Origin of the sequence: Pontibacter deserti, from assembly GCF_023630255.1 — a bacterium.
GTDB lineage: Bacteria > Bacteroidota > Bacteroidia > Cytophagales > Hymenobacteraceae > Pontibacter > Pontibacter deserti.
The window spans coordinates 113,647-131,217 of the sequence record NZ_JALPRS010000002.1 but is presented as its reverse complement, the minus strand read 5'-3'; the positions used below and the strand labels follow the sequence as shown (position 1 = coordinate 131,217).

General features: G+C 45.7%; 14 protein-coding genes. 6 read left to right on the top strand and 8 right to left on the bottom strand.

Annotated features, from left to right (window positions below; translation table 11 throughout):
• Positions 1–24 precede the first annotated feature (24 nt).
• The 4 genes from recO to MJ612_RS12495 all read right to left on the bottom strand — a co-directional run bounded on the left by recO (position 25) and on the right by MJ612_RS12495 (position 4,076).
• Positions 25–738: a DNA repair protein RecO gene (recO, locus tag MJ612_RS12510; RefSeq protein ID WP_187031691.1), complete on the bottom strand. Its 714-nt coding sequence runs from the start codon at positions 736–738 to the stop codon at positions 25–27.
• Positions 739–3,015 (bottom strand): type IX secretion system anionic LPS delivery protein PorZ, encoded by a 2,277-nt coding sequence (gene porZ / locus MJ612_RS12505; RefSeq protein WP_187031693.1) that lies wholly within the window; start codon positions 3,013–3,015, stop codon positions 739–741.
• Between the two features lie 9 nt (positions 3,016–3,024).
• Positions 3,025–3,618, bottom strand: coding sequence for a thymidine kinase (locus MJ612_RS12500; protein WP_187031695.1), 594 nt, complete (start codon positions 3,616–3,618; stop codon positions 3,025–3,027).
• A 137-nt stretch (positions 3,619–3,755) separates the two neighbouring features.
• Positions 3,756–4,076 (bottom strand): 2Fe-2S iron-sulfur cluster-binding protein, encoded by a 321-nt coding sequence (locus tag MJ612_RS12495; protein ID WP_187031697.1) that lies wholly within the window; start codon positions 4,074–4,076, stop codon positions 3,756–3,758.
• A gap of 36 nt (positions 4,077–4,112) precedes the next feature.
• Here MJ612_RS12495 and MJ612_RS12490 point away from each other — a divergent pair, with 36 nt between their 5' ends.
• Both MJ612_RS12490 and MJ612_RS12485 read left to right on the top strand, forming a co-directional pair.
• Entirely contained in the window at positions 4,113–5,213 is a 1,101-nt protein-coding gene (locus MJ612_RS12490; RefSeq protein ID WP_187031699.1) for a hypothetical protein, read from the top strand.
• A gap of 291 nt (positions 5,214–5,504) precedes the next feature.
• Positions 5,505–5,891, top strand: a complete 387-nt coding sequence (locus tag MJ612_RS12485; RefSeq protein WP_187031701.1) for a hypothetical protein — start codon at positions 5,505–5,507, stop codon at positions 5,889–5,891.
• A 271-nt stretch (positions 5,892–6,162) separates the two neighbouring features.
• On the opposite strand, the gene pncA is transcribed toward MJ612_RS12485, so the two are convergent.
• Both pncA and MJ612_RS12475 read right to left on the bottom strand, forming a co-directional pair.
• A complete protein-coding gene (gene pncA, locus MJ612_RS12480) occupies positions 6,163–6,780 on the bottom strand; it encodes a bifunctional nicotinamidase/pyrazinamidase (protein WP_187031703.1) in 618 nt (205 codons plus the stop codon).
• Between the two features lie 2 nt (positions 6,781–6,782).
• Complete coding sequence (locus tag MJ612_RS12475; protein WP_187031705.1) at positions 6,783–8,210, bottom strand: nicotinate phosphoribosyltransferase; 1,428 nt, start codon at positions 8,208–8,210, stop codon at positions 6,783–6,785.
• A gap of 203 nt (positions 8,211–8,413) precedes the next feature.
• Here MJ612_RS12475 and MJ612_RS12470 point away from each other — a divergent pair, with 203 nt between their 5' ends.
• Together MJ612_RS12470 and MJ612_RS12465 are read left to right on the top strand one after the other, a co-directional pair.
• Positions 8,414–9,406, top strand: a complete 993-nt coding sequence (locus MJ612_RS12470; RefSeq protein ID WP_187031707.1) for an AAA family ATPase — start codon at positions 8,414–8,416, stop codon at positions 9,404–9,406.
• 841 nt (positions 9,407–10,247) lie between these two features.
• Positions 10,248–10,427 carry a hypothetical protein gene (locus tag MJ612_RS12465; protein WP_187031709.1) on the top strand — a complete coding sequence of 60 codons (180 nt, stop codon included), beginning with the start codon at positions 10,248–10,250 and terminating at the stop codon, positions 10,425–10,427.
• A gap of 130 nt (positions 10,428–10,557) precedes the next feature.
• Here the strand turns inward: MJ612_RS12465 and MJ612_RS12460 are convergent, their stop codons facing one another.
• Both MJ612_RS12460 and MJ612_RS12455 read right to left on the bottom strand, forming a co-directional pair.
• Complete coding sequence (locus MJ612_RS12460; protein WP_187031711.1) at positions 10,558–11,889, bottom strand: T9SS C-terminal target domain-containing protein; 1,332 nt, start codon at positions 11,887–11,889, stop codon at positions 10,558–10,560.
• Positions 11,890–11,940: 51 nt separating this feature from the next.
• Positions 11,941–14,736, bottom strand: a complete 2,796-nt coding sequence (locus tag MJ612_RS12455) for a TonB-dependent receptor (RefSeq protein WP_187031713.1) — start codon at positions 14,734–14,736, stop codon at positions 11,941–11,943.
• A gap of 408 nt (positions 14,737–15,144) precedes the next feature.
• Between MJ612_RS12455 and MJ612_RS12450 the strand changes: the two genes are divergently transcribed.
• Both MJ612_RS12450 and MJ612_RS12445 read left to right on the top strand, forming a co-directional pair.
• A complete protein-coding gene (locus MJ612_RS12450) occupies positions 15,145–16,338 on the top strand; it encodes a porin (protein ID WP_250419174.1) in 1,194 nt (397 codons plus the stop codon).
• Between the two features lie 205 nt (positions 16,339–16,543).
• A complete protein-coding gene (locus tag MJ612_RS12445) occupies positions 16,544–17,554 on the top strand; it encodes a PstS family phosphate ABC transporter substrate-binding protein (protein WP_187031715.1) in 1,011 nt (336 codons plus the stop codon).
• Positions 17,555–17,571 lie beyond the last annotated feature (17 nt).

Genomic DNA, 17,571 nt, shown 5'->3' with positions numbered 1-17,571 from the left:
GTATCGCCCCTTCTTTTTATAGTTCTACTCTGCCAGCACTTCGGAAAGTATACTTAATGATTTTATTTCGCCGAGTCGGTCTACGTGCAGCTGGTAATACCGAACCAAAACCGAAAGCAGTTCCCGTCTTACCCTTCCGTTAGGTATAGTTGCCCGGGCGGGATCGTGCAGCAGCATATCAAAATACTCTTCATAAGCCTGTAAGGCCAGCACTGTAGGAGCCGATGTAGCCGATTGCGCATTTGCCGAAAAAGCTACCTGCTCTACAATCTCTTTACCCGACGATGGGCCGAAACCTATGTGGTGGCTAAGCTGCAACAGAAATACCAGGTGAAAATTCTCAAATCCTTCTTCCAGTTCATCAAAAGCAAGTATAGCCTGGTAAAGAAACTGGAAAAGCGGCTGGTTCTCTTCTTCCTCCTTTACTGTTCGCGATACCACCTCCGACAAAAACAGCACCATACTGCTCTTCCGGATATCGAACGGGATGGAATGGAAGGGATGAGCCGTTTTATACTCTGAAATACGGGTAAGACCACCTTGTTTAGAAGTATAAACTACCATATCGAGCAAGGTAAATGGCTGAAATAAGGCTATACGCGAACCTTTGCGCTGCGTGCGCACACTGTTTATGATGTACGATTGCAGCCCCAGTTGCTCGGTATACACGCGCGCAATAATGGATGTTTCCCGGTACTTGATGTAGTTGAGCACAACGCCCCTTGTCTTGATCAGCATTTACTGCAGTACGGCTATTTTAGAGATACAGGTTTGCTTACAGTCGGCATTGGAACTCAGCACCAGGTATACACCTGCTTTGGCACGGTCGCCGTTGTAGTCGCGTACATCCCAGGTGGCTGTGCCGCCAGTAGCTTTCGTTTTATATACGAGTGCGCCGCTGATGTCTGTGATGTGGACTTCGGCATTATTAGGTAAATTAGATATAGCTACCAGCCCTGTAAAACTTTTCTTAACCGGGTTCGGGAAAACGACAGCACAATCAGGCGTACCCTCCGTTATAGTCGCACCAGCTCTGTAAGACGCTATACCTGCAGCCGTAGCTACAAACACATTCCCGCTCCTGTGCTCCACAGCCACGCTATGTACTCTATCAGATGGCAACGGGCTATTCTTGGTTGTAAAGTGGCTTACCAGTTCATCTCCGTCCGGACCGAAAAGCCACAGCCCATTATCTGTACCTACCCATTTACGGTTAGCTCCATCTATAGCTATACTTAGCACACGTTGCCCATCCAGCAACGGTCTTCTGTCAATTATCGGCAAATGGGCCTCGTATGGCTGAGATTCAAACACACTGCCAGGATTATAGAAGACTGCAACACCCTGGCTTGTTCCTGCCCAGATATCGCCGTTCGTATCTTTGACCATGGCATAAACAGCGCCACCTGGCAAGTTGCCTGAACCCTTTCCTGTGCTTAACCTTCTAGTGCGATGTTGCTTTTCATCAAATACTACAATGCCAGCACTATTCTCCTTTTTACCGGTCAGCCACTTATACCCATTATCATCTATTAACAACTGTTCCAGGCTTGTGCCATCGGCTATATTGGGTAAACTATAACCAGTTATTTCCTGATCAGGGGTTAGCTTAAAGAGCCCCGGCACACCAGCACGCAAACTTGGGTTTACTGCCCAGATATTTCCTTCTGCATCGCGGGCTATACTTGTAACAGGTGTATGGACAGGATTAATGATAGAACTTTGTAACGGGCTGTTGGAGCTGTTGAAGGAAGTATAAGTTTTGCCATCCCAAACGATAAGACCACTTTTAAGCGATGCCAGGTATAGGTTACCCGTTACAGCATCATACACGCCATCCACAATGTCCTGCACGTCATCCGGGAAAGCAGCATCTATAAAACGGTTGTAGCTCTGCCAGGTACCGTTCTGATACACGCTATAGCCATTAGTGTTACCAACCTGATTATAGTTCTCGTTATAGTTGCCACCGAAAGCAAAGAGTTTACCTGCTTCAGTTTTCAGACTAAAAGCATCTCCGGCATAAGGGCCGCCAGGTGTAAATACCTCAGCAGCACCACCAACTATACTTTTCTGTATTAATCCGGCACGCCCATCGGCCACCCAAACTATATTATCATCAACTACAGCATCTTTAGGGGCCTGTACCAATTCGTCTGTTAGTTCTGCTATAGTTCCGGATCTGTCTAGTAGCAGTACATGTTCGGGTGTGGTTATGGTTAGATGATCAGAAGATGAGTGCAGCGCTAAAATTGATTTCTGAGTTATACTTGTCGACTGCCATACTTCATTAGTATACTTATAAAGACCAGCCGCTGTACCTGCATAAACAGCATCATTAAAAGTAACTAAAGCAGTTATACTTCCCGGTTGTGGCAAGCCATTTGAGACCAGTGTCCAATTGCGAAAGTCCTGCAGATTTGGGCCGTTTAGTTGCCCTTTAAGTACACCTATACTTGTAGCTAAGTATAAACTCTCGTTATGTATAGTGGAAGCCAGAATGCTGATCTGCTCTCCGTTGGAGCCAAGGTTGCTGTACGTGTCCCGGATTTCTTTTTTAGCGATATCCAGCACCACTACCCCAAAAGTTGTAGCTAAATAAGCCTTCTGGTTAAAAGTATAAATGTGGTTAATCTTCTTCTCACCGGGCAGGTTTTTCCGGAAGATGTCGCTGATGGTGTGGAAGGTATTGTTCTGCAATAAATCAATGTAGGTGTTTCCGTAAGCAAGTATAAGTGTCTGACTGGGGATGTCGTAGGCGATAGCGCTTATTTCCTGCTCGCGCAGTCCGTCAGACTTAGTAATGGCTTTGGTGGAGTTGAATTCTTTGTCGTAATAAAACAGGCCTTGCTCTACTACGGCATATACTTTGCCATCGGCTACGGTTACGGCTTTGCCCTGCCTGTATGGCACATGCAGTTGCCATGCCCCAATTGGTACCTGCGCCATACTTGCATACGTCTGCAGCAACCCAAAAAGCAGCACCAGCACGCGTATGAAAGTATAAAATCGCATCAGGTAATTTTATTTCTTGTTTTTAAGCCCTTCCTGGAAGCAATGGCGGCAGCGGGCTTCGTACGAATCGGTTTCGCCCAATAATACCTGCTGCTCCGAAGCCGCACTGCGGTAAGAGTATGTGGCAATATCACCACACTGCACACAAATAGCGTGTACTTTGGTTACATATTCAGCTACAGCCATAAGCGCAGGCATCGGCCCGAAAGGGTTACCCAAGTAATCCATATCCAGGCCGGCGGCAATTACGCGCACACCACTATTAGCCAGTTTAACACATACTTCGGCCAGGCCTTCATCAAAAAACTGGGCTTCGTCTATACCCACCACATCGCAGCTACCACCTAACAAGAGCATATCCTGGGCAAAATCTATGGGCGTAGAACGAATGGCATTGGCGTTATGCGACACCACGTCTTCGTCGTGATAGCGTTTGTCCAGCGATGGCTTAAATATCTCAACATTCTGCTTCGCGATCTTGGCACGGTTCAGCCTGCGGATAAGCTCTTCTGTCTTTCCCGAAAACATCGACCCGCAGATCACTTCTATCCATCCTCTCTTAACTGTATGGCTTGCGCCGCCAACGCGTGGTTCTATAAACATGGTAATTATTGATTGCTGGTTGCTGATTGTTGTCTATTGTAATTGCAGTACCCTTCTAAAGAACAATCAACAATTAACAATCAACAATAAAAATTCCTTAACTTCTAAACTTTTAACTCTCTAACTGCTGAGACTTTCTAACTATAGGTCTGGTGTGGCAATTTTGTCTGGTTCGGTACTTTTCCTGTTACAACGCCGCCCTGCAACATACACTGGCAGGTAAGTCTTTCGTTATCCTTCAGGCGGCCGTTGTTGCGGTAACGTTGCTCGGCAGGGCTAAGCTCGCCCAAGTGCTCCATGCCTTGTAACACAATGATGCGGCAGGTAGTACAACGGCCTTTAGCCCCACAGGCGTGCATCCAATCGATGCCGGCAGCCTGTATGGCTTTAAATAAGGTCTGACCTTCATCAACAGCTACGTGGCGCTGATTCAGGTTTTGCACAATCAATTCCGGCATGTTACCTTTATACTTCAGAGAAGAAAGCTATTCCCAATGGAAGACAAATATAATCAATTACACCTTGAGCGTTACAGCAAAGAGCTGGCAAATATGTTGTGCGATCGTCATTTTGCATCGCATGATACTATAAATGGCCCGCAATTGCTTCATTTTGTACCTATTAAACAGGTAAATCTTTTTGTAATTAAAGAACTGCTCCTGAAATGGCACCAGGAGATGGCAAACCTGCGCAGCCCCTACTTCGATTTTGAGAACGAGGATGTAAAGGAGGCGTTGCTGAACTTTATGAACGTGCTGTCGCGCAAAATAAGAATGAAGCGCAATGCTTTTGAGCCCTTATTGCAGAAAGCTATATACGACACGTTTCTGGTAGTGCTGGCCCCTTCGGTTACGTTGGAAGAAAAATTCCTGCGCATACAGGAAGAGATCACTTTGCCAAAACTGCAGGAAAATCTGAAGTACATCGATATAGATAAGGCGTTGTTTGCCGGGTTTATTGAAACGTTATCCAGCAGCAGCCGCGACCGCGAGTATATACTTAGCCGTTTTAAACTATACCTGAACGCACACCAGGGCGAACGTACAACTATAGAACAACTGGCAGGTCAGTTTAATGCATTGTTGCCGCTAAATGCAGAGGAACTGGTTAAGCCTGATGCTGCCCCTCTTTATACTCCGGAAGCAGCAAAGCCTACACCAGCAGCTCCTGTGGAGGAAGTAGATATAGTGGCACCCATACATATGGCACAGCGCGAGGCAAGTATAGTTACGCCACCTGCTCCGGCTCCAAAGCCTGCTGACCATAACCTGAACGAACGCTTTAAAGCAGAAAGACCAACGCTAAACGAAAACTTTAGAAAAGCTGCATCGTCGCTGGCAGACACACATAGCAATCAGAAGATCGACTCCCTGAAGAACGCGATCTCTATTAACCAGCGCTTCAGCTTTATAAATGAATTGTTTGAAGGTGATAATCTTACGTATTACCAGGCAATACAATCGCTGGATGCGATGACCAGTGCAGACCAGGCTACCCGTTTTATTACCCACGACCTCGCCGGCAAGTATGACTGGAGCAAAAAGCAGGATCACGTAAATAAATTACTGCGCCTTGTAGAGCGTAAGTTTGCGTAACCGAAACTAAAATTCTTAAATTTAAAAAGCTCATATCTGGTTATATGAGCTTTTTCATGAACAGCCTTTTCACAAATTGCAGTGCATCAGGAAAGTGCAGCTACTACAAAAAAACTTACCTGATCTGCTATAGAGGGCTATTGCAAATATTCATCTGAAGTGCTAATTATGCATTTGCTTTACCCTTTGTTACCTAAATAATAATTAAACTTTAGTCTAAAAACTGAGTAATTACTGACACAAAGAGAAAGTTAGCCCGTACTATCAACTTTAAAACTTTTATAATTAGCCATGAGAGACGATTTAGATTTCGACGAGGATTTCAGCTATAATGATTTCGACGATGAAGAGGAGGATGATGACTTCGGAATGACGTTTGAGGAGGATCTGTACCTCATGATACGGGAGAAACTCCGCGATACTGTTCAGGAATTCAAGCCGCAGTACCCGATGCTTAAAAAGCTGGAGAATGCGATCGGTAACTTTAAGGTGAACGCTAAAAACACCGATGACTCTAAGTTTTACCCGCTGGCAGCCAAGTTGCTGAGTGAGCACATTAAGCCTTTAACTGAGGAGTCGGAGGAGATTGAAGAGATATATAACAACATGCAGACTGATATTGCCCGTTTCAAAAACCAGCGTGCACACGGCCATGAGGGTGAATTCTACCTGACATAAACAAGTATAAAGTATAACCTACTATAAAAGTATAAAAGCCACTCTCTTACCGGGAGTGGCTTTTATACTTTTATACTCTCAGATCCTGCTGTCGTGAGTTTTACAGCCTTTGCTCGAGGGTAGCGTGAGTTTGCAACTCGTGCCTTACTTTGATGTTGAGTTTGTAACTCAACTGGGAGGGACGCCCAACTATAGTTCAACACGAGTCGCAGATCCCGAAGAATTTCGGGGCGAGGACGCTCGCGCCATGGTTATCCTCAGATTATCCTTGCTACATCTTCAGCAGTATCTTTTTAGCCTGCCCGATCTGACCGCCCTTACTTAGCAAATGCTCTTTCTTAAACTCAAAGCTGGCTGCATCTATTGGTCGGCTGGCATCTTCTATAAGCGTGGTTTTAAAGCCTAGTTCCAGCCCGTCCAAAGCTGTAAAGTATACACAATAATCACTGGCCAGACCACACAACCAAATTTCGGTTACGCCGCGGCCTTTCAGGTAAGCACCCATGCCCGTAGCTTTGCGGTGGCCGTTGTCGTAAAAACCGCTGTAGCTGTCTATGCCATGCTCCATACCCTTCCGGAAAATAGCTTCTACGTGGTTCATATGCAGTTCAGGAGAGAACTCAGCTCCTTTTGTGCCCTGCACACAATGGTCAGGCCATAGTACCTGTTCCAGCCCTTCCAACTCTATCTGCTCAAATACCTTTTTACCTTCGTGCGCCGAGGCAAAGCTTTTATGCCCGGCCGGGTGCCAGTCCTGGGTAGCCACTACCAAATCTGCATAGCTTTGCAGTTCGTTTATCAGTGGAATGATCTCGTCGCCGTTAGGTACGGCCAGTGCACCGCCGGGCAGAAAATCATACTGCACATCAACTATAACCAGTGCTTTCATAACTATAAACTGTCTTTTTTATACTTGCTTCTCAATGTTGCTCTCAGGTCGTAAAGCGGTTTGCTTACGCCTACTTTATAAATATGCGGATTCTCGAAGCGTTTATATTCTTCTGTAAGCTTGCCAAGACGCTCTGTTGCATAGTCGGCAACCTCTAATACCGATGGAGACGCTGCTGTTGGTTTACCATCTTTCATGACCGGTTGCAGCAACGGAGTAGCTTTATACCCTTCTAATGACATACTTTTCTCCGGCTCGTAAGGGTGGAACATAAAATCAGGTATAGCATCACCTTCAAGGGCAATGGCATCTGCTACAAAATTCCCGGCATCGTCGTGGTAGCGGTATACTTGCTTTAAGCCAGGCAAAGTAGTTTTCTTGATGTTCTCTGATAATTTTAAACGCGGCTCCCCATCGGCCATACTTAGTTTATACACACCGTCCAGGGCTGCATCAGGTTTTCCGGTTGCCAGGTTAGTGCCTACGCCAAAAATATCAATTGGGGCGCCCTGCTCAAAAAGGCTTTTAATAATAAGTTCATCTAATTGGTTAGAGGCCACGATCTTTACATAGTTCAGCCCTGCAGCATCCAGCATCTGCCGTGCTTGCTTCGACAGGTAAGCCAGGTCACCACTATCCAGGCGTATCCCCATCAGCTTGTGTCCTTCTTTTTCCATCTCCTTCCCTACAGTAATGGCATTCGGCACACCGCTTTTCAGGGTATCATAAGTATCAACCAGCAGCACGCAACCTTCAGGATTTACTTTGGCAAAACTTCGGAATGCTTCCAGTTCATCGTCGTAGCTCTGTATGTAAGCGTGTGCCATGGTGCCAACTGCCGGCACACCATAAATACTGGCAGCCAAAACGTTTGATGTACTTGTAAAGCCACCTGTAAGTGCAGCCCTGCTGGCAAACATACTGCCTATACCCTGTGCCCTGCGCAAACCGAACTCACTGAGTGCGGCACCACGCGCTACCAGCTTTATACGTGCCGCCTTAGTAGCCACCAACGACTGAAAGTTAAGGTAGTTAAGCAGCACTGTTTCAACTAACTGGGCCTCTACAATATTACCTTCCACTCTTACAATGGGTTCCTGCGGAAAAACAATCTCGCCTTCGCGCATACTATGCACTGTTCCGTTAAAACTGAAATCGCGCAGGTACTCCAGGAATCCATCATTAAAATTATGCTTATACAGCCAGTCTATATCCTGAATCTCGAACTTAAACTCCTGCAGCAGTGCCATCAACTCTCCTAAACCAGAGAATATAGTAAACCCGCCACTATAAGGCTGTTTCCTGAAAAAGTAATCGAAGGATACCTGTTCGTTCTGCCGGTTATAGTTAAAGTGTGAATGCGCCATCGAGATCTGGTACATATCGGTGTACAGCGCAGAAGCAAGGTTAGTGGAGAATATGTGCTGCATATGCAAACATTATATAGTTTATGTAATGTGCTGCAAGTATAAACTGCAGTTGCTTACTATACCAGAAGTATAGTTTTAATGTTCTGTAGCAGCTAAACAGAACACCCGTTTGCCTGTTTCCACTACAACATCAGTACAATAGCTTAGCAGAAATGGCGTAATATAGCTATATTGGAAACGTTTTTTCAGAACAGATACATTTTATGCCAGTAGAAGAAATTGTATACCAGGACAGAGTAAAGGCGAACCAGCAAAAGATAAAGCAGGTTTTCAGTGAGGTGGGCAAGGTGGTTGTCGGGCAGTCTTATATGGTGAACCGCCTGCTGATAGGCTTATTTACCGGTGGCCATATTCTGCTGGAGGGTGTACCCGGGCTGGCAAAAACACTTACCATTAACTCGCTTTCCAAGGCCCTGCGCCTGGACTTCCAGCGTATACAGTTCACTCCTGACCTGCTGCCATCTGACCTGATCGGTACGATGATCTATAACCAGAATGCCTCTGCTTTTGAAGTTAAGAAAGGGCCTATTTTCGCTAACCTTATACTTGCCGATGAAGTGAACCGCTCTCCGGCCAAAGTGCAGTCGGCACTACTGGAGGCAATGCAGGAAAAACAGGTGACTATCGGCGAAACTACCTATAAACTGGACCTGCCTTTCCTGGTACTGGCCACACAAAACCCGGTAGAGCACGAAGGTACTTACCCGCTACCCGAAGCACAGGTAGACCGCTTTATGATGAAAGTATACATCGACTATCCTAAAAAGTCTGACGAACTGGAGATCATGCGTCGTATGGCCAACATGTCTTTCAACGATACGATCAACACCATCCTTTCCAAAGAAGATATCTTCCATATCCGGAACGAAATAAACCAGGTACAGCTTTCCGAAACCCTGGAGCGCTATATTATTGAGCTTGTTTTTGCTACCCGCCGCCCTGCCGAATACGACCTGAACGAGTTTGCACCTTATATCCAGTTCGGGGTTTCGCCAAGAGCAAGTATAGCCTTAAACCGTGCCGCCCGTGCCGTTGCTTATTTCGATGAGCGCGATTATGTATTGCCGGAAGATATTAAAGAAGTTGCGCACGATGTAATGAACCACCGTATTATACTTAACTATGAAGCGGAAGCTGATGGTGTAAAGACAAAGGATTTTATAGAGGCTATACTTCGTAAAGTTCCGATCAGTTAATAATTGAGGTATCGCCTTTCTTTTTCATTTCTACCCCCACTGTCCCACTGGCGCGAGCGTCCTCGCTCGTGACTAATGATGCTGTTGAGTCTCCTGACTAAACTGGCCCGGCAGGGACAGGAATTCCTGCAGCTTTTGCTATAGCTCTATAATTGATGTTGTTGGTAACCTGCCACAAGCTACCCTTCCATAGCAACTTTTCATCCTGGGAGCTTTACTTGCCTATTGTCTTATAGTTGGCTTTGGTACCCTCACGGCTGGGAGGCCTTGTCTTTGGGCATCGCGCCTTTGATTTGAAGCTACCCTCGTACCTCGGGTTGGCTGCGCCACCGCAACAAATCAAAGGCGCTCCACCCAAAGACTGATATCAATTTGATAGCTATAGTTATTGTTGAATTGAGGTGATGCTACTTTTAGCTTTGCTGGTGGTCATAGTTTCGTAGGGACAGGTTGCGACCTATCCGCTCACAGGCTGTACCTACAGAACTATAACTGGTGAATTAGCAATAGCAGAAGTGTCCCCTTGAGGGGACCATAGGGGTGTTAAAACAACAACTATGAAACTATGATTGCAACTATAGCAAAGGCTGCAAAACTCCCAGCCTTAGACAAGGAAGGGCTAGAAGTGGTTGAAACTCGGCAACTATAAAAACACCTCCCTGCCCTCCTCAAGGAGGGAATTTTCTTCATTAGCAGAAGCTCCTTCCCCTGTTTTTAAGGGAAGGTTGGGAAGGGGTAAATCTAAGAATACTTGGACTACAACTACTATAAAATGATAAACACCCCATCCCTCTCTCCCATCATTCGTATTTAATAGTTCATCAACTGTACTTAACGAACCATGCTCGGTAAATTCTTTAAGTTTTATATGCTAACCAAACTACTGGGAGGCAGTGGTAGTGGAAGAACTGGCGGCAAAGGTGGCTGCGGTTTTGGGCTCCTGGTACTGGTACTTTTAGTTATCGTAATAATTTTTGCCATCCGGTCTTGCAGCGGCGGTGCTCCTGCGGCAGATTTTTAACTATAGCCTATAAAAAAGAAACCCACCTGGCCCGGCGGGTTTCGTGCGGGCGGGAGACTAAGCCGCTTCGCTAACGATTGTGATGCAGTATCTCACCAACACATACACAATTAGACGTAAAGAAGAGAAATTAGTAATCTGTGTTTTGTGGATCGAAGTTAGCCCAGCCTGCTGTCCAATCAGTTGCCCCGAAAGCCCCAACAAACTGCACCTGCTCAAAACCGCTCAGGTTGTTAAACGATGCACCGCTTAAAAGTACAGAGCCTATACCTGGCAGTAACGTCGGAGCACCAGATTGTCTGTAAGAGTTCTCAATTTTTACATCTGTATTAGAAGTCTTCTGCTGGTTAGCATTAGCATCAAACCAGTTCTGGATGTTGAATGTGCTGCCTGATGCCACTTTAAGCGGGGTGGTTGCTGCCACAACATAATTGTTCTTAAAGTTAAGCTCGTTGTTGTTTGCACCACTTTCTACCGCTGCACCATCCAGGTACATGCCTGTTGGCCAGCCAGCTATTACAGAGTTGTAAACCGATATTTTCGTATTCTTCTTGAAATGGATGCCGCTGCCATAGTTAGATTGCGCCGTAGTGCTGGCAGTTGCCAATGGACCGAACAAACTTACATTTGAGAATTTAGCAGTTGTGTTCGGAGTAGCGGTATCGCCGGCTTTATTGTTATCCGACTCAAAACCGTTTGACTTAGAAACGTCTGCCACATTCGGGTCGCTGATACCAACGGCATACTGCACCGTACCGGCGTAACCATTATCTGTATCAAACATATCATCCACCGTTTTGTAAGCGATCAGGTGTTTCGCGTTTACTGTGCCACCAAACCACTCAAAAGAGTCGTCGCCGCTGTAAGATACCTGCACATAATCTATCTCGGTGCCGCTACCCACACCACCAAATGTAATGCCGTTTATCTCGTTATCCGGCTGGAAAGCTATACCTGCAAACTCTACGCGCACATACTTCAGTACACCTGAGTTATCAGTAGCCTCATTACCACCATACAGTCTGTCTACACCACCTTCAATAGCGGCAGAGCTGCCCAGGTTTACAGGTGCTTTACCAAGTATAATCAGGCCACCCCAGTCGCCGGCTTTACGAGAGCCTTTTGCTTCGTTAGATGTAAATACGATCGGGTTATCAACCGTGCCGCGGGCAATGATCTGGGCTCCACGCTCAATAATCAAAGAGCCTTTCGTCGACTTGTCACCTTTAATAATAGTACCTGGTTCTATAGTTAGTTTAGCAGGTGCCTGTACGTATACAAATCCTTTCAACAGGTATTTTTTATCGGCTTTCAGCGTCACGTCGGTTGTAATTACACCGCTCAGCTCTACCACACCAGTTGGCTGGTCTATTGGGGTTACCGTGTCGTCGCCGTCTTCTTTACAAGCTACTGTGGCTACACCTAATAATGCGAGCAGTAATAATGTGCTTACTTTTTTCATGGTTAATAAAAATTGGTTAAAGGTTATTTGGGTTGGTTATGTTGATGTTTATCAGAATTTATAGTTGATGCCCAGCGTAGTATAGCTGCCACGCTTATAGTTGGTAAAGTCATCGTCTTTGGCGGTTATTTTGGCATCGCGGTCAGAGTCCTGCATCAGTCTTACTTTCTGGTTCACCAGGTCCTGTATGCCGGCTTTCAGTTCGAAGTGCCTGCCTATACCTTTTGTTACCGACAGGTCCAGCACGTTGCGCGGCATTTCATAAACCGTTGGTGCCTGGTTATCGCCTACCGTAAAAATGCGCTTGCCAATTACGTTGTATAGTAAGTTTACCTGCAGGGTCCGGTCCTCATCGTTAAAGTATAAGCCAGCGTTTACTATAAAAGGCGACTGTCCGTACATGGCTCTGTTGCGTTCCTGTCCTTCCGACTCCGTTCCAAGGTCTACTCTGCTTTCGATCAGCGATGCATTCAGCACCAGGCTCATGTTCTGTATCAGGCTGCGGTTCGACAGGTTCAGGAATGATTTTCTGACTTCGGTTTCGATACCGTAACTCTGCGCATTGCTGGCGTTTTTGGGCTGGTAAATTGGGTTACCGGATGTTCCCAGACTGTAGATCTCGATCGGGTTGCGGAAATATTTGTAGAACACACCCACCGAAAGCAGCTCCGTAGGGTTCGGGTAAAACTCGTAGCGCAGGTCAGTGTTGTGGATGGTGGCGGTAGTCAGGTTCTCATTACCTTTTATCTCGGCATTCAGCTGGAAATCGTAGTACGTAAACGGTGCCAGTTCCCGAAACTCGGGGCGGTTCACGCTGATACTATAGCCACCGCGCAGCAACGACCTTTCAGTGAAAGTATAAGTGGCGTTAAGCGATGGAAGTATACTTGTGATTGGGTTGTCAACTTCTAACCTGCCTGCGCCATACTTTGATGTGCTTAGGTGTTGCCTGTTAAACTCCACCCGCAGGCCACCAGAAAGGTTTAGCTTATCACTTACCGGCAAATTGCCGCCTGCATAGCCAGCTACTAAAAAGCTTGAGGCATCATATTTATCGGTTGGGTTAGTACCTTCCGCCATGCTGAAACCGCTTGTGTTTATATTGTCCGGTATGAACAGCTCGCCTAATGGCAAGGTGAACAGTGTAGTGTCAAATTGTGCTGCGTTAGCTACAGTGTAAGACATCCAGCGGGCATTAAATGCTCTCCTTTTGTTCTCAGCATAGAAACCTACTCGTAGTTTTGACTGATTTTCCGCAAGTGTGTCTTTACCTGCAAACCTCCATTCTAGCTGCCCGCTTGCCAATACTGTATTTTCGTGCATTTCAGAATCAAAGCGTCCGGCATCAAATGGTGTGGCTGAGTATGGTATAACCCACTTAAAATCGTTGCCGCTATTTATATCGCGTTGCGATCTGATTCGCTTATAGCTTGGTTCATTTCTATTGGAGTAGTTGTAGCCAGCTGTCCAGGTATAAGTGGTTTTCGCATCTTCGCTGTCGTGTGTGCCTTGTAACTGGCCGGAGTAAACCGTTCTGCTTTCGTAGCGCTGCGAAAAGTTACGCACATCCACATCTTTGCCTTGCAGCTCCTGCCCGCTACGCTCAATTACCTGCGATTGCCCAATCTGGTTAAACAGGTTTCGGAATTCTATCTTATTGTTATTGTCTAATCGGGAAGCCCAGTTGCTGATCAACCCCACACGTGCGTTCTGGCTCGATTCGGTATCGCTGTACTTGTACTCCAGCGGGCTGCTTTTAAGCTGTGCATCGTAAGCGGTGTAGCGGTAGCGGTTTACGTGTTGCAACTGGCTTGTATTGCTGTAGCTTAAAGCTGTAAGGCTATTTGTTTCAGTGTTGCCGATAAAAAAGCGGCGGGTCAGGCCAAAAGATAAGCGCAGATCAGGAGCAGCTGTTTCAGAATTTAACGCCCAGTCGTTTCTGAGTTGCTTCGCTGCAGTTATCAGGCCTTCGCTGCTTACATTATTTAAATGTGCTGGAAAAGAACCTGGTAATGCCCTGGCACCATTATCAAATCCTAAAAAGTCTGTTTTACCACCTTGCTGTGTGCTGATGCTGTTAAAGGTTGTACCGGCGCGGTAGCCACCCGAAATACCAAAGCTGGTTGTGTTCTCGGAGGCGTTATTCTTGGTGTATACTTTAATTACGCCACCTCCAAACTCACCCGGCAGCTCCGGCGATCCAGATTTGAAAACTAGAATTCTGTCTAGAACGCTGGTCGGAAGTATATCAAAAGAGAATGCACGGGAATCTGGTTCTGTACTTGGCGTCAGGGCATCGTTCAGCAGTACGGTATTGTAGCGTTCGCTCAGGCCGCGTATCATAATGTAACGGTCGTTCATTACAGTTACCCCCGGTATGCGGCGCACCACGGCGGCAGCATCCCTGTCCAGCGACTTTGCTATCTGCTCGCCTGATACCCCACTCACTACAATCTCGCTTTGCTTCAGGTCCTGCAGCAGGGCCAGGTCGGTGTTGGTCTGGCGGGTGGCTACTACTTCTACCACGTTCAGCTCGGTGCTGTTATCCTCTAATTGTATATTAAGTATAGTTGGCTGGCCAGCGTTTACTTTTATACCTGCGTTTTCTGATGGTTTATAAGAAAGAAAGGTAGCAGACACAGTATGTGTGCCTGGCTCTAACGATAAACTATAGTTACCATCGTAATCGGTGCTGGTGCCTTTGGCTGTTCCTTTTATAAAAACCACAGCTCCAATTATAGGTTCGCCGGTGGCTTTGTCGGTTACTCTGCCTTTAATAGTGCCTTGCTGGCCAAAACTATAAATGCTAGTAGCAAGAATGGTGAGAATGGTAAGTATAAACTTCATAGCGATTAACTGTTATTTAGTCTCGCTGCAAAAGTAGAGTGGCTATTTTACCTGAAGTTTAAGAGGCGGTTATGTTAGCATTAAGCTTTTAACTTTAATGTTAAGTGAGTTTTAAGCAGGTGTTACTTAAATATTAAGTTGAAGCTATACTTCTAAATAGTGGTTGAAGGGATATAAAGAAAAAATATATTTTAAGCTATTCAACGAGGTATTATCCTTAACATTATCTTAATATTGGGATAACATTAGAGTAAACTGAAAGATGTTATTTTGCACCATGTTTTAGCAACACAGTAAAATGGCCTGACTAACCACGCTGCCTGCTAAACATAGCAATATATAACCAGATGGGTTATGCGCTTTTATAGCTTCACGTATCAACTATAATTCTCACCTAAACCAAGTACCGTGAATTTAAAAACCAGTTTACGTGGTATCTTTTTAGCAGGTACCATTGCGTTACTCTCAATAAGCAGTGCAAGCGCACAGAGCATCAACGAGTCGAAAGTTGGCAAAGGCCTGCAGTTTATGGCTGCCGACTCTACTTTCAGCATTAAAATAGCTCCCCGTTTCCAGGTGCTGTACCAGGGTGGCAATAACCCATCTACTCATACCTGGGACGACCGCTTCCTTATCCGCAGAGCTCGCCTGAAGTTTGAGGGTTTTGCCTACAGCCCTAAACTGGAATACAAAATAGAGCTTGGCCTGAGCAACAGCGACATTGGCAATGATACACCAGACCAAACCAACAATGCCGATAACATTATACTGGATGCGGTAGCAAAGTGGCAGATGACCCCTCACCTATCATTGTGGGTAGGACAGACTAAACTGCCGGGTAACCGCGAGCGCATTATTTCTTCACAGAAAATGCAGTTTGTAGACCGCAGCTTGCTCAACTCCCGCTTTAACATAGACCGCGATGCAGGTCTGCAACTTCACCACGAGCATGAGGTAGGCAAGATGGTACTTCGTGAGATTGTATCGGTTAGTATGGGCGAAGGCCGCGATATTACAATAAACAACGAGGGTGGATATGACTATACTGGCCGTTTCGAGATACTTCCGTTTGGTGCTTTTGAAGGTGAGGGCGACTATGTGGGTGGCGATTTAGTTCGTGAGCAAACTCCAAAACTGGCACTGGCTGCAGCATACGATTTTAACCACGATGCATCAAGAGAGCAGGGCCAGCTTGGCGATTTCCTGAGCAAGCAGCGCAACCTGCATACCTTGTTTATTGATGCCATGTTCAAGTATAAAGGCTTCTCAACAATGGCTGAGTATGCCGATAAAAGAGCACCACGTGGCCCGGTAGTTTTAGTTAATGATACTGGCGGCATAGAAGAGACTTTTGTAACAGGCGAGGCACTGAACGTGCAGGCTGGGTACCTGTTCCCGACAAACTGGGAGGTTGCAGGCCGCTACACCAGCTACGATCCTACAGAAGTAACAGGCCTTACGCCTGAAAAACAGTATACACTGGGTATATCAAAGTATATAGCGGGCCATACTTTAAAAGTACAGGGCGATGCCACACTACAAGACCGTGAAGGCCGCCGTGAGAGCTACCTGTTCAGAGTACAGTTAGAAGTTGGCTTGTAAGTAAATGTTAACAATAACTTAACATTGCACTCTTCTTTCTAACTTATTTACTCTGTCTATTTGTACCCTGAAAAAGGTACAGAATAAGCAAAGTTAAACCACAAAATATAACTCTCTGATTTACATATTTTTGATTAAAAGTAACCCAGGAGAGCTAATCGAAGTTTATCTCAAGAAATTATAAACCAAATTAAAACCAAAGCTTATGTTAAATGTTAGGCTTACTTACACTAAACTAAACCTTGCTATACTTTTAGGAGGTAGCTTACTTTTAGGTTCTTGCGGTGGTGATAAAAAAGCTGATGAAGGCGGAGCAACTTCAGAAGTATCCGGTGATCTTTCAGGCGATATCCAGATAGACGGTTCATCTACTGTTTACCCGATCACAGAAGCTGTAGCAGAAGAATTCCGTGCTGAGGCTCAGGATGTAAAAGTTACGGTTGGTGTATCTGGCAGCGGTGGCGGATTCAAGAAATTCTCACGCGGAGAAATTGATATTACAAATGCTTCGCGCTCTATTAAAGAAGCAGAAGCTAATACTGCAAAAGAAAACAACATTACCTATATTGAACTGCCAGTTGCTTATGATGGCCTTACTGTAGTAGTACACCCTGAAAACAATTGGGCAAAAGACATTACTGTAGCTGAGTTAAAGAAAATCTGGGAGCCTGGTGCACAAGGTAAAATCACAAAGTGGAACCAGATCCGTCCGGAGTGGCCTGACAAAGAAATCCATCTTTACGGTGCCGGTGTTGAATCTGGTACTTACGATTACTTTACAGAAGCTATAGTTGGTGAGAGTCACTCGAGCCGTGGCGACTATACTGCCAGCGAAGATGATAACGTGCTGGTACAAGGTGTATCAACTGACCCGCTGGCTCTTGGGTTCTTTGGTTATGCTTATTACGAAGAGAATAAAACCAAACTGAAAGCAGTACCGGTTAACGATGAAAATGATGCAAATGGCAAAGGCGCTATCATGCCAACAGTTGAAACTGTAAAAGATGGCTCTTATGCCCCGCTTTCACGCCCACTGTTTATCTATGTTAACTCTAAAGCGGCTGCCCGCCCTGAAGTTGTTGAGTTTGTTAACTTCTATTTAGATAATGCCGCAACATTAAGTGAAGAAGTTGGCTACATACCTATGCCTGCCGAGCAATATGAGGAGCAGAAAGCGAAATTCAAGCAATTTGCTTCAGGCACTGCTAAGAAGTAATAGAGTCAAATAATATT

Bases quoted from the DNA above. Each gene is read 5' to 3' on its own strand.
- MJ612_RS12460 (WP_187031711.1), bottom strand. From the start codon at position 11,889: ATGAAAAAAGTAAGCACATTATTACTGCTCGCATTATTAGGTGTAGCC.
- MJ612_RS12500 (WP_187031695.1), bottom strand. From the start codon at position 3,618: ATGTTTATAGAACCACGCGTTGGCGGCGCAAGCCATACAGTTAAGAGA.
- MJ612_RS12495 (WP_187031697.1), bottom strand. From the start codon at position 4,076: ATGCCGGAATTGATTGTGCAAAACCTGAATCAGCGCCACGTAGCTGTT.
- MJ612_RS12465 (WP_187031709.1), top strand. From the start codon at position 10,248: ATGCTCGGTAAATTCTTTAAGTTTTATATGCTAACCAAACTACTGGGA.
- recO (WP_187031691.1), bottom strand. From the start codon at position 738: ATGCTGATCAAGACAAGGGGCGTTGTGCTCAACTACATCAAGTACCGG.
- MJ612_RS12445 (WP_187031715.1), top strand. From the start codon at position 16,544: ATGTTAAATGTTAGGCTTACTTACACTAAACTAAACCTTGCTATACTT.
- porZ (WP_187031693.1), bottom strand. From the start codon at position 3,015: ATGCGATTTTATACTTTCATACGCGTGCTGGTGCTGCTTTTTGGGTTG.
- MJ612_RS12490 (WP_187031699.1), top strand. From the start codon at position 4,113: ATGGAAGACAAATATAATCAATTACACCTTGAGCGTTACAGCAAAGAG.
- MJ612_RS12485 (WP_187031701.1), top strand. From the start codon at position 5,505: ATGAGAGACGATTTAGATTTCGACGAGGATTTCAGCTATAATGATTTC.
- MJ612_RS12470 (WP_187031707.1), top strand. From the start codon at position 8,414: ATGCCAGTAGAAGAAATTGTATACCAGGACAGAGTAAAGGCGAACCAG.
- MJ612_RS12475 (WP_187031705.1), bottom strand. From the start codon at position 8,210: ATGCAGCACATATTCTCCACTAACCTTGCTTCTGCGCTGTACACCGAT.
- pncA (WP_187031703.1), bottom strand. From the start codon at position 6,780: ATGAAAGCACTGGTTATAGTTGATGTGCAGTATGATTTTCTGCCCGGC.
- MJ612_RS12455 (WP_187031713.1), bottom strand. From the start codon at position 14,736: ATGAAGTTTATACTTACCATTCTCACCATTCTTGCTACTAGCATTTAT.